This window comes from Tardiphaga sp. GW822-FHT04G09 (assembly GCF_058800725.1).
Map to the genome: position 1 here is coordinate 55,843 of NZ_JBXAMO010000004.1, position 15,252 is coordinate 71,094.

The 15,252-nt window shown below is 60.7% G+C and carries 12 protein-coding genes and 1 pseudogene; 5 read left to right on the forward strand and 8 right to left on the reverse strand.

The genetic code is table 11. The features are described 5' to 3' along the window. The first annotated feature begins 8 nt into the window (after window positions 1-8). Complete coding sequence (locus AC1RLZ_RS09405; RefSeq protein WP_371421472.1) at window positions 9-599, forward strand: DUF4337 domain-containing protein; 591 nt, start codon at window positions 9-11, stop codon at window positions 597-599. A gap of 4 nt (window positions 600-603) precedes the next feature. Here AC1RLZ_RS09405 and AC1RLZ_RS09410 read toward each other — a convergent pair. From AC1RLZ_RS09410 to AC1RLZ_RS09440, 7 genes and pseudogenes are all read right to left on the reverse strand, one after another. Continuing rightward, window positions 604-1,489, reverse strand: a pseudogene (locus AC1RLZ_RS09410) (alpha/beta fold hydrolase). Window positions 1,490-1,517: 28 nt separating this feature from the next. Further along, the gene (locus tag AC1RLZ_RS09415) at window positions 1,518-2,048 is read right to left on the reverse strand and encodes a hypothetical protein (protein ID WP_493188433.1); all 531 of its coding nucleotides are present in this window, start codon (window positions 2,046-2,048) and stop codon (window positions 1,518-1,520) included. A 38-nt stretch (window positions 2,049-2,086) separates the two neighbouring features. Continuing rightward, entirely contained in the window at window positions 2,087-3,490 is a 1,404-nt protein-coding gene (gene lpdA, locus AC1RLZ_RS09420) for a dihydrolipoyl dehydrogenase (RefSeq protein ID WP_493188434.1), read from the reverse strand. A 44-nt stretch (window positions 3,491-3,534) separates the two neighbouring features. After that, entirely contained in the window at window positions 3,535-4,281 is a 747-nt protein-coding gene (locus tag AC1RLZ_RS09425) for an SDR family oxidoreductase (protein ID WP_493188435.1), read from the reverse strand. A 94-nt stretch (window positions 4,282-4,375) separates the two neighbouring features. Next, window positions 4,376-5,608, reverse strand: coding sequence for a 2-oxoglutarate dehydrogenase complex dihydrolipoyllysine-residue succinyltransferase (gene odhB / locus AC1RLZ_RS09430; RefSeq protein ID WP_493188436.1), 1,233 nt, complete (start codon window positions 5,606-5,608; stop codon window positions 4,376-4,378). Window positions 5,609-5,724: 116 nt separating this feature from the next. Next, entirely contained in the window at window positions 5,725-8,682 is a 2,958-nt protein-coding gene (locus AC1RLZ_RS09435; RefSeq protein WP_493188437.1) for a 2-oxoglutarate dehydrogenase E1 component, read from the reverse strand. Between the two features lie 163 nt (window positions 8,683-8,845). Next, entirely contained in the window at window positions 8,846-9,529 is a 684-nt protein-coding gene (locus AC1RLZ_RS09440) for a TetR/AcrR family transcriptional regulator (RefSeq protein ID WP_493188438.1), read from the reverse strand. A gap of 237 nt (window positions 9,530-9,766) precedes the next feature. On the opposite strand from AC1RLZ_RS09440, the gene AC1RLZ_RS09445 reads away from it, so the two are divergent. From AC1RLZ_RS09445 to AC1RLZ_RS09460, 4 genes are all read left to right on the forward strand, one after another. Further along, on the forward strand, window positions 9,767-10,309 hold the full coding sequence (locus AC1RLZ_RS09445; protein ID WP_493188439.1) for an OsmC family protein: 543 nt from the start codon (window positions 9,767-9,769) through the stop codon (window positions 10,307-10,309). Window positions 10,310-10,386: 77 nt separating this feature from the next. Further along, window positions 10,387-11,517 (forward strand): acyl-CoA dehydrogenase family protein, encoded by a 1,131-nt coding sequence (locus AC1RLZ_RS09450; RefSeq protein WP_493188680.1) that lies wholly within the window; start codon window positions 10,387-10,389, stop codon window positions 11,515-11,517. Between the two features lie 129 nt (window positions 11,518-11,646). Beyond that, complete coding sequence (locus AC1RLZ_RS09455; protein ID WP_493188440.1) at window positions 11,647-12,525, forward strand: sulfurtransferase; 879 nt, start codon at window positions 11,647-11,649, stop codon at window positions 12,523-12,525. 531 nt (window positions 12,526-13,056) lie between these two features. Further along, complete coding sequence (locus AC1RLZ_RS09460; protein WP_493188441.1) at window positions 13,057-14,268, forward strand: GIY-YIG nuclease family protein; 1,212 nt, start codon at window positions 13,057-13,059, stop codon at window positions 14,266-14,268. A gap of 41 nt (window positions 14,269-14,309) precedes the next feature. Here the strand turns inward: AC1RLZ_RS09460 and AC1RLZ_RS09465 are convergent, their stop codons facing one another. Beyond that, on the reverse strand, window positions 14,310-15,101 hold the full coding sequence (locus AC1RLZ_RS09465) for a RelA/SpoT-related domain-containing protein (protein ID WP_493188442.1): 792 nt from the start codon (window positions 15,099-15,101) through the stop codon (window positions 14,310-14,312). Between the last annotated feature and the right edge of the window lie 151 nt (window positions 15,102-15,252).

Consider the following 15,252-nt stretch of genomic DNA (forward strand, 5'->3'; position numbering starts at 1 on the left):
GGATCACGATGAGCGCCCACGAAAGCATGGAGCACGCCGAGCATGCCGAGCATGCGTCTGGCTCGAATAAAAAGATCGCATTGCTGATTGCGGTGATCGCGCTGTTCCTGGCGCTGTCCGAGACCCTCGGCAAGGGCGCGCAGACCGAATCGATCAGCAAGAACGTCGAAGCGTCGAACCTCTGGGCGTTCTTTCAGGCCAAGAGCATCCGCCGCACCGTCGTTCAGGCGACGTCGGACCAGGCCAGACTCAGCCTCGGCCTGATGGGTGACGATGCCGCCAAGACGGCGCTGTCCAAGCAGATCGACGACTGGAAGAAGACCGCAGATCGCTATCGTTCCGAACCGGAAACGGGTGAGGGCTCCGAGCAGCTCGCCGCCCGGGCCAAGGAAGCCGAGCACGCGCGCGACCTCTCGATGGCGCGGTATCATCACTATGAAGTGGCGTCCGCCGCGTTCCAGATTGGCATTGTGCTGGCATCGGCCACCATCATCACCGGCATGATTGCACTAGCCTGGGTGTCAGGTGCACTGGCGCTGGCCGGCATCGCTTTCACCGCCATCGGCCTGTTCGCGCCACATGCAGTGCATCTCATGTAATGACTTACGTCGAAGCGGTCCGGCATAGTTGCAGGACCGCTTCGGCAAATTCCCTGGGTGCTTCCTGCGGCACGTTGTGGCCGACGCCCGGGATCACACGGCGCTCATAGTCCGCCGTAAAATACTGGCCGTGACTCTCGGAATTTTTCACCGGCCCAACGCCGTCATCGGCGCCATGCAGCACAATGGTCGGGACATCGATCTTCGGCTGCGCTGCCAATTGCGTTTCCAGAAAAGCATAGTTTGGATCGCCGGCGACGCTGCCGGTCCGATGCATGTAGGAATGCACGACCACATCGACGAAATCGTCATTGTCGAAAGCCAGCGCCGACCGTTCGAAGGTTTCGTCGTCGAATGCCCAGCCGGGCGACCACATCTGCCACAACAGTTTCGCTAGTGCGTTGCGGTTCTGGACCAGACCGTTACGGCCGCGTTCGGTATGGAAATAATATTGATACCATTGCCGTGCTTCCTGCTCGGGCGCGAATGGTCGCGCTGCGTTCGTCAGGTCCTGGATGTTGTAGCCGGTGCAGCTGACGAGACCGTGCACGCGTTCGGGCCACAGCGCCGAGACGACGCAGGCCGCCCCAGTCGTAACCGGCGACCACGGCCTTGCCGATGCGCAGCGCGTCCATCAGCTCCAAAAGATCCTGCCCAAGCGCGGCCTGCTGTCCGGAGCGAATGGTCGCGCTGGAAAGAAACCGCGTTGGCCCATAGCCGCGCAGATAGGGCACGATGGTACGAAAGCCGGCGGCGTTGATGATGGCGACCGCGTCGTCATAGCCTCTGACGTCGTAGGGGAAACCGTGCATCAGCAGGACGGGCAGGCCGCCCTCCGGGCCGCTGTGTTCATAGGCGATGTCGAGAAGAGGAGTTTGGATGCGCGCCAGTTCAGCCAAGTTGCTCTCCCGCCGAAGTCTACCGCGCCGAATGCGCCCGATGACGCAGCCGCTGTACCAGCCGCATCCAACGGGATGATGAATTGGAGCGGAACATCGCCATCGTCGCCTTGATGCTTGCGGTAACAGGCGCGACCAGTTCGCCGGCACGGCGGCGGATGTCGAGAACGAATTCGTACAGCTTCCGAAACCAGTTCATCTGCAACAGCTTGGGTCGCGTCACATCGAAGATGAACGCGGCGACGCCGACGCCGAGAAACTTGCTGAATACGATGAGCGCGAAAGCGCTGATCCAATACTGATGCATGAGCAGCCAGGCGCCGGCCAGTTTCAGCGGAAACAGCAGGATCGCCGGAATAACAAACACGACCAGCGTTAACATCGGCGACAGCCGCGCGATTCGCGCGGCCAGCCATTCCTTGAAAGCGCGCAGCGGAATCGCAGCGACGATGCGAGCGACCACCGGTTCGAGATGATCCCACAGCCACGCCTCGATCAGGAAGATCAAAGCGAGGAGGAACCATAGCGGCTGCAGCACGCGTCGCATCATAACGCTCGTCTCCCAGCGGGCGTCGCGCCGGCCGTGACTCACATATGGATAGCGCGCTTGGCTACTGCAAATGCCGCTTCCTTTACCGCTTCGGAGCGGGTCGGATGGGCATGGCAGGTGCGGGCCAGGTCTTCCGCCGAACCGCCGAATTCCATCAGCACGCAGGCCTCGTGGATCATTTCGCCGACTTCGCGGCCGATCATGTGCACGCCGAGCACGCGGTCGGTCTTCGCATCTGCGAGAATCTTCACGAAACCATCGGTGGTCTGGTTGACCTTCGAACGACCATTGGCCGTGAACGGGAACTTGCCGACATTGTAAGCGACACCGGCAGCCTTGAGCTCTTCCTCTGTCTTGCCGACGGCAGCGACTTCCGGCGTGGTGTACACGACGCCCGGGATCACGTCATAGTTCACATGGCCAGCCTGACCTGCGAGAAGCTCGGCGCAGGCAACGCCCTCGTCTTCCGCCTTGTGTGCCAGCATCGGGCCGGCGACCACGTCGCCGATGGCATAGACACCCTTCACATTGCTTGAGAAGTGATGGTCGATCTTGACGCGGCCGCGCTCGTCGAGCTCGACGCCGGCTTCCTTGAGCCCGAGTGCTTCGGTGTAAGCCACGCGGCCGATCGCCACGAGAATCACGTCGGCCTCGAGCGCTTCAGCAGCGCCGCCTGCGGCCGGCTCGATCTGCGCCTTCAGCTTCTTGCCGGACGTATCGACGCCAGTGACCTTGGCGCCGAGCTTGAATGTCATGCCCTGCTTCTCGAGCATGCGCTGGAACTGCTTGGCGACTTCGCCATCCATGCCGGGCAGGATGCGGTCGAGGAATTCCACCACGGTGACTTCGGCGCCGAGGCGGCGCCACACCGAGCCGAGTTCGAGGCCGATCACGCCGGCGCCGACCACGATCATCTTTTCCGGCACCTTGTCGAGCGACAGCGCGCCGGTCGACGACACGATGCGCTTCTCGTCGATCTCGATGCCCTTCAGCTTGGCGACATCCGAGCCGGTGGCGATGACGATGTTCTTCGTCTCCAGCGTCTGGGCCTTGCCGTCGGCGCCAGTGACTTCGACCTTGCCGGTGCCGAGCACTTTGCCGGTGCCCATCACGACGTCGATCTTGTTCTTCTTCATCAGGAATTCGACGCCCTTGACGTTGCCGTCGATGCCCTGCTGCTTGAAGTTCATCAGCGCCGGCAGATCCAGCGTGGGCGCTGAGACCTTGATGCCCATTTTGGCGAAGGAGTGACCGGCTTCCTCAAAAAGCTCCGACGAATAGAGCAAGGCCTTCGAAGGCATGCAGCCGATGTTCAGGCAGGTGCCGCCCAGCGTGCTGTTCTTCTCGACGACGGCAACCTTCATGCCGAGCTGCGCCGCGCGAATCGCGCAGACATAGCCGCCGGGTCCGGTGCCGATAACAACGAGGTCGTAAGAGGCCATGATCAAGTCCTGTATTGTCTTCAGATGATTGGGGTGTCAGGGCCTCAGCGGCCACCGGACACGTCGAGAATGGTCGAGGTAACGTAAGAGGCCTCGTCCGACAGCAACCAGACGATGGCATTGGCAACTTCATCAGCAGTACCGACGCGCTTCATCGGCACGTTGACGGAAAGACGATGCGCGCGATCCGGTTCGCCGCCGCTGGCGTGAATTTCAGTATCGATCAAACCCGGCCGAATACCGGCGACGCGAATGCCTTCGGCTGCGACTTCATGTCCCAAGCCGATCGTGAAAGAATCGATCGCGCCCTTGGACGCAGCGTAGTCGACATAGGTGTTCGGCGCGCCCAGTTTGGCGGCCACCGATGACAGGTTGACGATGACACCGCCCTTGCCGCCGTGTCTGGTCGACATCCGCTTCACCGCCTCGCGAGCGCAGAGAATGCTGCCGGTGACGTTCACGGTCATCATGTTGGCGATGCGTTCGGCGGTCATCTGATCGACACGGATGGAAGGGCCGACGATGCCGGCATTGTTGACCAGCGCACCAAGCGGCCCGAAGGCATCGGCGGCCTTGAACAGCGAGAGAATGTCGGCCTCGGAGCCGACATCGCACTTCACCGCGATGGCCTTGCCATTGGTTGCCTCGATCTTCGAGACGACGTCGTTGGCAGCAGCTTCGTTGCTGGCATAGCCGACAACGACCTTGAAGCCACGCGCGGCCGCAGCAAGTGCGGTTGCCCGGCCGATACCGCGACTTCCGCCTGTGATGATGACGACGTTGTCGTTCATAACCTGCTCCAGCTTCGTTTGCGTCACTGAGGCTGCTTTTGCTCATGAACCGACGGCGTTGCCGCCGTCGGTTCATGAAGGGGATGCGGCGAGATCAGAGATCCAGAACGAGGCGGGCGGGATCTTCCAGGCTTTCCTTGACGCGGACCAGGAAGGTCACGGCTTCCTTGCCGTCGATCACGCGGTGATCGTAGGACACCGCCAGATACATCATCGGGCGGATTTCGATCTTGCCGCCGACCACGACCGGACGTTCCTGGATCTTGTGCATGCCGAGGATGGCCGACTGCGGTGCGTTCAGGATCGGCGTCGACATCAGCGAGCCGTAGATGCCGCCATTGGTGATGGTGAAGGTGCCGCCCTGCATTTCGTCGATCTTGAGCTGACCGTCACGGGCACGCTTGCCGAAATCTGCAATGGTCTTTTCGACGTCGGAGATCGACTTGGTATCGCAATCGCGCACCACGGGGACCACGAGGCCCTTGTCGGTGCCGACGGCCACGCCGACGTGATAGTAGTTCTTGTAGATCAGGTCGCTGCCGTCGATCTCGGCATTCACAGCCGGAATATCCTTCAGCGCCTGCACGCAGGCCTTGGTGAAGAAGCCCATGAAGCCGAGCTTGGTGCCGTGCTTCTTCTCGAACACGTCCTTGTACTGGCTGCGCAGCGCCATCACGTTGGTCATATCGACCTCGTTGAAGGTCGTGAGCATGGCGGCGGTGTTCTGCACGTCCTTGAGGCGGCGCGCGATGGTCTGACGCAGGCGCGTCATCTTCACGCGCTCTTCGCGGGCAGCATCGTCAGCGGGCGACGGCGCACGAACCTGTACGGCGGCGGCAGGCTGATTGATCGGCGTCGGTGCCGACGCAGCCTTCTCGATCGCAGCGAGCATGTCGCCCTTGGTCACGCGGCCATCCTTGCCCGAACCGGGCACGGTGGCGGCATCGATGCCGCTCTCGGCAGAGATCTTGCGGACCGACGGCGCCAGCGGCGCATCGACGGGGGCGGACTTCTGAGCGGGAGCAGGCGCAGCAGCGGCAGGAGCCGGGGCGGCGGGCTTGGCGGGAGCGGCAGCCGGCTTGGCGCCACCGGCGCCATCGGTGATCTGGCCGAGCAGCGCGCCGACGGCAACGGTCTCACCATCCTTGGCAACGATCTCGCCGAGCACGCCGGCGGAGGGCGCGGGGACTTCGATGGTCACCTTGTCGGTTTCGAGCTCAACCAACGGCTCGTCAACGGCGACGGCGTCGCCCGCCTTCTTGAACCAGCGGCCGATGGTGGCTTCCGTCACGGACTCGCCGAGCGTGGGAACGCGAATTTCAGTCATTGTCTGCTTCCTCTTGTGGCGTGGCGACCCGCTCGGTCATCCCTGCCTGAACTTGAAATCAATGCGGGTATGCGAACGCCCCGCGGGTGCGGGGCATTCGTCAACAGGATGGAGGCTTAGCCGAGCGCTTCGTCGAGGAAGGCCTTGAGCTGGGCGAGATGCTTGGACATCAGGCCGGTGGCGGTTGCCGCCGACGCTGCACGTCCGGCGTAACGCGGACGCTTGTGGGTGGCGTGGATCTGGTTGAGCACCCATTCGAGATACGGCTCGATGAAGTGCCAGCCGCCCATGTTGCGTGGCTCTTCCTGGCACCAGACGAATTCCGCGCCCTTGAAGCGGGTCAGCTCCTGCACCAGCGTCTTCAGCGGCACCGGATAGAGCTGCTCGATGCGCATCAGGTAGACATCGTCGATGCCGCGCTTCTCGCGCTCCTCGTAGAGATCGTAATAGACCTTGCCGGAGCACAGCACGACACGACGGATCTTGTTGTCGGGCACGAGCTTGATCTTCTCGTCCGGCAGCTTCTCGGCATCGTCGAACAGCACGCGGTGGAAGGTGGTGTCGGCGCCGAGCTCGCTCAGCTTCGATACCGCACGCTTGTTGCGCAGCAGCGACTTCGGCGTCATCACGATCAGCGGCTTGCGGATCTCGCGCTTGAGCTGGCGCCGCAGCATGTGGAAGTAGTTTGCCGGGGTGGTCGGATAGACCACCTGCATGTTGTCTTCCGCGCACATCTGCAGGAAGCGCTCAAGGCGCGCGGAGGAGTGCTCCGGTCCCTGGCCTTCATAGCCATGCGGCAGCAGGCAGATCAGGCCGGACATGCGCAGCCACTTGCGCTCGCCCGACGAGATGAACTGGTCGAACAGCACCTGGGCGCCGTTGGCGAAGTCGCCGAACTGCGCTTCCCAGATCGTCAGTGCCTTCGGTTCGGCCAGCGAGTAGCCGTATTCGAAGCCGAGCACGGCTTCTTCCGAGAGCAGCGAGTTGATGACTTCGTAGTGACCCTGATCGGGCTTCAGGTGGTTGAACGGCGTGTAGCGGCTTTCGTCTTCCTGATCGAACAGCACCGAGTGGCGCTGCGAGAAGGTGCCGCGCTCGCTGTCCTGGCCGGACAGGCGAACGTGGTGGCCCTCTTCCATCAGCGAACAGAAGGCCAGCGCTTCGCCGGTTGCCCAGTCGATGCCTTCGCCGGTGTCGATCGCCTTGGCGCGGGTATCGAGGAAGCGCTGCACGGTCCGGTGCACGCGGAAACCATCGGGCACCTTGGTGATCTTGGCACCGATGTCCTTCAGCGTCTCGACGTCGACGCCGGTGATGCCACGGCGCGGGTCTTCTTCCTGATCCGCATATTTGAAGCCGGCCCACTTGCCGTCGAGCCAGTCGGCCTTGTTCGGCTTGTAGCCCGCACCGGCCTCGAGCTCGGCATCGAGCCGGGCGCGCCAGTCGGCCTTGGCCTTGTCGATCTCGCCTTCGGTCATCACGCCGTCGGCGATCAGGCGCTTGGCATAGAGGTCCAGCGTCGACTGGTGGGCGCCGATCTTCTTGTACATCACCGGCTGGGTGAACGCCGGCTCGTCGCCTTCGTTGTGGCCATGGCGACGGTAGCAGAACATGTCGATGACGACAGGCTTGTGGAACTTCTGCCGGAATTCGATCGCGATCTTGGCCGCGAACACCACCGCTTCCGGATCGTCGCCGTTCACGTGGAAGATCGGCGCATCGATCATCTTCGCCACGTCGGACGGGTAGGGCGACGAGCGCGAATAGCGCGGATAGGTGGTGAAGCCGATCTGGTTGTTGACGATGAAGTGGATCGAACCGCCGGTGCGGTAGCCCTTCAGGTCCGACAGCGCGAAACATTCCGCGACAACGCCCTGGCCTGCGAAGGCCGCGTCGCCATGCATCAGCAGCGGCAGCACGGAAATGCGCTGGTCCGGCGGATCGCCGTTCTGGTCCTGCTTGGCGCGGACCTTGCCGAGCACCACGGGATCGACGATTTCGAGATGCGACGGGTTGGCGGTCAGCGACAGATGGATCTTGTTGTTGTCGAACTCGCGGTCCGACGAGGCGCCGAGGTGATACTTGACGTCGCCGGAGCCTTCGACTTCGTCCGGGTTGGCCGAGCCGCCCTTGAATTCATGGAACAGCGCGCGGTGCGGCTTGCCCATCACCTGGGTCAGCACGTTGAGGCGGCCACGATGCGGCATGCCGACGACGATATCGCGCACGCCGAGGCTGCCGCCGCGCTTGATGATCTGTTCGAGGGCCGGAATCAGCGATTCACCGCCGTCGAGGCCGAAGCGCTTGGTGCCGGTGAACTTGACGTCGCAGAACTTCTCGAAGCCGTCGGCCTCGACGAGCTTCATCAGGATGGCGCGGCGGCCTTCCGGGGTGAAGCTGATTTCCTTGTCCGGGCCTTCGATGCGTTCCTGGATCCAGGCCTTCTGCGCCCGGTTGGAAATGTGCATGAACTCGACGCCGAGGGTCTGGCAGTAGGTGCGCTGCAGGATCGCAACGATCTCGCGCAGCGTGCCGTATTCGAGGCCAATGACATTATCGAGGAAGATCTTGCGGTCGTAGTCGGCGTCGGTGAAGCCGTAGGAGCGCGGATCGAGTTCCTCGTGATCCTTCTGGCCTTCGATGCCGAGCGGATCGAGATTGGCGTGGAAGTGGCCGCGCATGCGGAACGCACGGATCAGCATCAGGGCGCGCACGGAGTCGCGGGTCGCCTGGTTGATGTCGCCGGTGGAGGCTTCGGCACCGGGCTTCTGTGCCTTGGCAGCGAGTTTGGCGCCCACGACCTTCTCGACCTGGGCCCAGTTGCCGTCCATCGCGGAGGTCAGGTCGTCCTTTGGCGTCAGCGGCCAGTTGGCCTTCTCCCAGGACGGGCCTTCGGCGTTCTTCTGAACGTCGGCCGGCGAGTCCTTCAGGCTTTTGAAGAACTCCTGCCACTCGGCATCCACCGAGGAGGGGTCCTTTTCGAAACGGGCGTAGAGTTCGTCGATGTAAGTGGCGTTTGCCCCCTGCAGAAATGAGGAGAGTGCAAAGGCGGCGTTCGCGTCCTGGCGAGACATGTTGGCGTCCTGATTTGGCGTCGCGCGGAAAGTGTTGGCGGGGGCCGACCCGTCGTTGGATCAGGCCTAAAGTCGAGCGACCTTCTAACCTATTTAGTACGAATGTGCGCCCTGAAAAACACGAAGAACTGAATATTTCGTCAACTCTTTGTGCGGTGCAATTTCAGTCGACCACGCTGAGGTCTTCCTTGGCCAGAGCGGCGGCGCCGCCCTGCAATCCGCTGCGCCGGGTCCGGCGCACGCGAATGGGCCCGCAGGCCTCGTCCAGCAGGGCGTTTGCGGCCATTCCGGCGGCGTCGGCCACACTGGGGTCGCGGGTCACCATGGCCGCGACGATGGCGCCGTCCATCAGCAGGCCGATCTGGTGGGCCAGGAACTCGGGTTTCTTGGCGCCCGCAGCGCGGGCCAGCCCTGCAATATGGGACAGGACGAACGACTTGTGGCGCATGGCGAGATCCCGCAGCCGGGTCTCGTCCTTGGGGTGTTCGCCGACCGCGTTGATGAACACGCAACCGGTGTAACCCTCTTCACCGAACCACTTTTTCAGCGCGGGGAAGATCGAATCCAGCTTTTCGCGGGGCGTCGCCGGGCGCTCGATGGCGGCGATAAACCAGCCGCGCCAGACCTTGCCTTCCGATTCCAGGACGGCCTCGACCAGCTCGTTCTTGGATTTGAAGTTCTTGTAGAGGGTGGTCTTGGCCGTGCCGGCCTCGCTGACGATGGCGTCGATCCCGGTGGCATTGATGCCGTTCTTGCAGAACAGCCGGGTCGCCGCATCCATCAGCCGGTCGCGCGGCGACACCTGCGGAACATTGCCTTCGACAGCCTGCGGGATCGCATCGGTCATGTCCTGTCATATGTCATGCCGCGCGCAGGGCGCAAGCGATCATCGGTTCCTGACCAATATTCGAGCGGGGAACCGGCGTTCTGGCGCGCTAAGTGGCAAAGCCGCCAGCGCCTCATTTTCGGCCATCGACCCAACCCACTGAAAATACGGCGCTTTCGCAATCTCCCCCGGCTGGCACGCATTCTGCAAAGCTACAGAACGTTCTGTATCATTCTAGCTTCCAAGGGAGAAAACCAAATGACCGCTGTTGCCGCCAAAACCGCCCTGACCGGCTGCCTCGCGCCGATCGATAAAGGCGGCCTCGAACAGCTCATCGCCAATGGCAAGGCCAATCCCAACGTCATCAAGACGCTGAAATGCAAGACCGTCGCCGAGGGCAAGTTCCGCCACGCCAACTACATCCGCAACCTGCCGCCTTACATCGTCGATGAGCCGCCGGCGCTGCTCGGCGACGACACCGCGCCCAATCCCTCGGAAGCCTCCCTGGCCGCGCTCGGCTCCTGCATCGCCGTCGGCCTGCACGCCAATGCCGTGCATCGCGGCTGGACCGTCAACAGGCTCGAACTGCAGCTCGAGGGCGATCTCAACATCACCGCGGTCTGGGGCACCGGCGATATCAGCGAGAAGCCGGTCGGCTTCACCGATGTGCGCATCAAGGTCGACATGGAATGCGAAGGCGTGCCGCAGGCCGAGATCGATGCGCTGATTGATCACGTCAAGAAGTGGTCGCCCGTCGCCAACACCTTCACGCGTCCGGTCAATCTCGAAGTGTCTGCCTGATCTGAGTTCGCGCGGCCGCAGCGATGCGGCCGCAACCTCTCTCTTCCTTGCGCGTGACGGAGATCGACATGACCACGATGGCGGTGCTGCGGAAATCTGACGACGTTGAGGTGACGGACGACTCATCATCTCTCATCGAACGGATCGCCGCCGTCGCGCGCACCGATCTGTCACCGATCGCCCTGGAGATCGATGAAGGCACGATCTATCCCGACCGGGCGCTGCGTCATCTCGGCGATGTCGGCGCCTGGTCCGCTCACGCCGATCTGCGCGACACCATTGCCGGCATCTCTGCCATCGGCGAGACCTGCGGCTCCACCGCCTTCATGGCGTGGTGCCAGAACACGCTGGTCTGGTACATCCTCAATTCCGATAACGCCGCGCTGAAGGCGAAATATCTCGGCGATGCCGCGAGCGGCCGGCTGCTCGGCGGCACCGGTCTGTCCAATCCCATGAAGAGCTTCTTCGGCATCGAGAAGCTCAAGCTGAAAGGCCGCAGGACCGACGGCGGCTATATCGTGCGCGGCGCTCTGCCGTGGGTGTCGAATCTCGGTCCCGACCACATGTTCGGAACGATCTTTGAGCTCGATGATGGTTCCGGCGAGAAGGTGATGTTCATCGCCGACTGCGCTGATGTGAATCTCTCGCTGACGCCGTGCAAGCCGTTCCTCGCCATGGATGGCACCGGCACCTATGCGGTGCAATTCCGCGACGTCTTCATCCCCGACGATCAGGTGCTGGCCGCGCCGGCGATGCCGTTCGTGAAGAACATCCGCGCCGGCTTCATCCTGATGCAGATGGGCATGGGCCTCGGTCTCATCAGGGATTGCGTCGCCATCATGGATAGCGTCAAGCCGTCGCTCGCCCACGTCAATTGTTTCCTGCCGCAACAGCCCGAGGATTTCGCCGGGCTTCTGGCGAAGATGGAAGCCGAGACGATGATGCTCGCGGCCACGCCCTATGAGACCGGCAATGCCTATTGGCGCAGTGTCGTCGAACTGCGCCTGCGCGCCGGCGATGCCGCGGTGGCCGCTGCCCATGCGGCGATGCTGCATTGTGGCGCGCGCGGCTATCTGAAATCGCACCGCGCCCAGCGGCGCCTGCGTGAATCCTACTTCGTGGCGATCGTCACCCCCGCCACCAAGCAACTCAGAAAAATGCTCGCAGACAATGCGCGCGAATATCCGGGAGACCAGGGCGGCGCGTGATCCCGATCATGCAAATGATCACGATCACGCAAGTGATCCATCAGACAACCTCACTTGCGTCACGGCGAAACCACAGGCGATCCAGCACAACGGTTCAACAACGACGGTTCAACACAGTGGAGGCTTTCAATGGCTGAAGTTCTGATATCCGCAGACGACCTCGTCACGTTCATGACATCCGAACCGTGTGTCATCATCGACACGCGCAATCCTGATGCCTATGCGGCGGGGCATATCCCCGGCGCCGTCAATCTCCATGAGATTTTCACGTTCCTCGCCACCTCGACGCCGGAAGGCATGGATGAGCTGAAGACAAAATTCGCTGCGGCCTTCGGCGGCGCAGGCCTCTCCGGCAGCGAGACCGCGGTGATCTACGAACAGTCGATGAATTCCGGCTTCGGCCAGTCCTGCCGCGGCTACTTCCTGCTGGAATTCCTGGGCTACCCGAAGATCAAGGTGCTGCATGGCGGCTATGAGGCCTGGACCATGAAGGGCCTGCCGACCACCACCGACGTGCCGGCGCCGAAGCCCGCGTCCTTCGCGGTCAGGCCGGAAGCCGGTTCGATCCTGATCGATGCCGCCACCATGCAGGCCGCGCTCGGCAATCCGTCGATCGCGCTGCTCGATGTGCGCGATGTCGACGAATGGATCGGCGAAAGCTCCTCGCCCTATGGCCGCGATTTCTGCCCGCGCATGGGCCGCATTCCCGGCGCCGTCTGGATCGAGTGGTACCGCATGATGAAGCCGACACCGGAAGGCCCGCGCTTCAAGTCGAAGAACGAGATCCTCGCCGAATGCGCCACCGTCGGCATCACGCCGTCGACGACTGTCTATCTCTACTGCTTCAAGGGCGCGCGTGCGTCCAACACGTTCCTGGCGCTGAAGAATGCTGGCGTCGCCGATGTGCGGATGTATTTCGGCTCGTGGAACGAATGGTCGCGCGATCCGAAATATCCCATCGAGGAAGGCTTGCCGCTGCTGGGCGAGAAGCAAATGCAGGCGGCGTAGAACTCCAGTATCGTCGCCCGGCCGGTCGCGCACTTGGACCGGGCGATCCAGTCAGAGTGTCAAAACAAAAGGCCCGCTCTCGCGAGCGGGCCTTTGCTTTTTCGATCCGACGCGGTCTGGCATTCGCCCTTCACCACGCACTACTCAAGCATGCGAAACATCCCACAACTTAGTCATCGACCGTTGACTGAAACGTAAGAGGCCACGAATCCAGCGCCATCCCATTTGAGCCGAGCCAAATTGACTCAGCTATGCGTGAGGAAACTTCGAGACTTCACAGCGGTGCTACGAGGCCAGTGAGAGTAGGGGTGGAGGACTGTGGTGACCAATGAGTTGACGTCGCGCTTGCGGGATCCATGCAAGTATCTGCCGGCGCATTTCCTTAGTGGCGCTCAAGCTGCGGCACTAGGTGCCCCTTGCGATCCTCGTCAAAACGAGGGCAGTAGCTTATTAGGGTGGGGTCGGACGCAAAACTTCACCAACAGCGAAGCCATCTTCAACAATTGAGCAACTGTACTGAAAGGCAAGACAATGCTGGACGCAGAGGCGAAAAGAGTCGCTCAAATCCTTGCAGAGTATGCGTCGAAGAAGTCCAGAACGACCTATCCCATATTGGCCGATCGCATCAGTTGGTACAATAAAACTGGCCAAGGGCTCGGTGTACCACTAACGAAAGTTTTGGAATTCTGTAAAGCCCGCGAGTTGCCGATCATAACGACGATAGTTTGTAAGACAGGAACAGACTCGCCATCTGCAGGCGGCATTGACGCTATACGTAAGGTGTTCGGTGAGTTCGATCTGCGAGGGGAGCAAGCTAAAGTCCGGCAGTTCGATTGGGGATCTGTCGATGAGCTAGAGCTTCCAAAAAAGGCCGTACCGGAGATCGACTTTACTCGAATCTTTGCGACCCGAGGGTTTGGTTTCGACCCCGATAGATGGGGAATGCTTGGGTTTGGAAGGCAAGGTAGCCGCGACAGAATTTTAGACGAGATGGGCGAGCTGCCAATCTACGTTTTGCAATTCTGTAGCCCGAACCAGCAAATCAACGATGCAGAATCCGAGGCGATAGCTCCAGAAAATTTGGGACGTGTGTTGGGGCTGCTGAAGGTGCTACCGAACGCGGTTCTTTCCGACACTCATGTCGAGCCCGAGTTTAAGGCGCTGTCGATCGCAAAATGGGGCAAAGATAAGTGGCCCTTCGGGCTTGAAGTCGACAGGGCGTGGGTCTTCCCCGAGCGGCCGTTTGCACGGGACATGTTGTCCACAACTTCGCGAGCCGGTTGGGAAGCGACCAACTCCATTGTGAAAATCACACCAGATGAACTAGCTGCATTTGCTCAATTCAAACTTGAAGAAGTTTCTGTTTATCTTAGGTCGCAAAAACTGATCAAACAGTTTGAGCAAGAGCCTGCAACTAAGACTTATCTAGCTGTCTGTGCTGACACGCCCGCTTTCGGGCTGACAACTGCTCCGTCGGATACGTTCCTAGTTAAGATCGGTGTCACGAACGACGAGAAACGCAGATTGCTAGAACTTTCGGGCAACCATATTGCAGTGATCTTTGGTTTAAAGTTCGCAATACGAGCCGTGGGGAAATGGTTTGATCAAGACCACGCATTGCGCATTGAAGCGTTAGCTCACGAATGGGCGTATCGCCACACCAAGCACGCTTCAGGCGAATACTTCTTTATGACCAGAGCGCAAATAGAGAAAGCGTCCAACTTAGTGATGCTGGGGTACTGACTGGCGCGACCTTCTGGATCGTTCAATTCACGAAATTGCATTCAACGCTTGGGCTTGCGAGCCGACTTGCTCCTGCCGGTCTTCTTCTTGGGAGTTTTGGCCCGCGCGGGGTCTCGGTTGTTTTGCTTCGCCTTTTTCGATTCGGTCTTCTCCAAATCAGCGGCGGTCGCGAATATCGAATCTACAAGACGTGTCGCTGTTGATGTGGCGCGAGCTAGCGCCTTTATCTGCTCTCGACAAGCAACGCTTTCGGCTTGTTTGGGGTAGTTGAGGAGGTGGTCAACCTCTCCCCAGACCTCTTCCATCAACGTCCTGACTTGAATCTCACAATTAATCGTAGTTTCTGATCCCGACGCGATTACGTAATGTACGCTCGTATACATATTGGGGCTTGGCTGCGGCTCGACGTTCAACCCCCGAAAATAGTCTCTATATTCGTCGTCCCACGTTCTAGCGAACGGACCTTCGGCAAGCGTGAACTTCTGCTCTTTTATGATGTTTCGTAGCTCTTGATCGATAGCAGCGAACTGACTTGTGTGCAGATGAAGTATACGGATGCCGGCTAAATCAGTCACTCGATCGAGCAAGTTTGCAGGTGTGATGTCGAACTTTCGCTTCTCGTCAGCGGCCTTGCCCTTCTTTCTCAGCAACTTGTCTTCGAGGCGGTCCAATGATTTGACGCGATATTTAATTGAATGAACGAGCGGCTTAAGAGCTTTGGATTCATCGATGAAGCCCACAACGGCCTTCATGAAACCATTGATGTATGGCTCCTTCTCGACGAAGTGAGAGAGGAGTTTAGTGATATCCTTGCTGGGGCCCCGTCCAGGCATGATACCTACCCTGCTCTTTCGATTATGCGCTTAGCAATGGCTCGAAATACGCTCCGCGCCTCGTCACCGCCGTCGCAATCCTTTCCTGGGCACCAGTCGTTTCCCTCCCCAATTGATATCAAGTGTCCCGAAAGCAAAAGGCCCGCTCTGA

Coding starts and splice junctions, on each gene's coding strand:
- odhB (WP_493188436.1), bottom strand. CDS start 5,608: ATGACTGAAATTCGCGTTCCCACGCTCGGCGAGTCCGTGACGGAAGCC.
- AC1RLZ_RS09445 (WP_493188439.1), top strand. CDS start 9,767: ATGACCGCTGTTGCCGCCAAAACCGCCCTGACCGGCTGCCTCGCGCCG.
- AC1RLZ_RS09425 (WP_493188435.1), bottom strand. CDS start 4,281: ATGAACGACAACGTCGTCATCATCACAGGCGGAAGTCGCGGTATCGGC.
- AC1RLZ_RS09405 (WP_371421472.1), top strand. CDS start 9: ATGAGCGCCCACGAAAGCATGGAGCACGCCGAGCATGCCGAGCATGCG.
- AC1RLZ_RS09450 (WP_493188680.1), top strand. CDS start 10,387: ATGGCGGTGCTGCGGAAATCTGACGACGTTGAGGTGACGGACGACTCA.
- AC1RLZ_RS09440 (WP_493188438.1), bottom strand. CDS start 9,529: ATGACCGATGCGATCCCGCAGGCTGTCGAAGGCAATGTTCCGCAGGTG.
- lpdA (WP_493188434.1), bottom strand. CDS start 3,490: ATGGCCTCTTACGACCTCGTTGTTATCGGCACCGGACCCGGCGGCTAT.
- AC1RLZ_RS09465 (WP_493188442.1), bottom strand. CDS start 15,101: ATGCCTGGACGGGGCCCCAGCAAGGATATCACTAAACTCCTCTCTCAC.
- AC1RLZ_RS09435 (WP_493188437.1), bottom strand. CDS start 8,682: ATGTCTCGCCAGGACGCGAACGCCGCCTTTGCACTCTCCTCATTTCTG.
- AC1RLZ_RS09460 (WP_493188441.1), top strand. CDS start 13,057: ATGCTGGACGCAGAGGCGAAAAGAGTCGCTCAAATCCTTGCAGAGTAT.
- AC1RLZ_RS09455 (WP_493188440.1), top strand. CDS start 11,647: ATGGCTGAAGTTCTGATATCCGCAGACGACCTCGTCACGTTCATGACA.
- AC1RLZ_RS09415 (WP_493188433.1), bottom strand. CDS start 2,048: ATGATGCGACGCGTGCTGCAGCCGCTATGGTTCCTCCTCGCTTTGATC.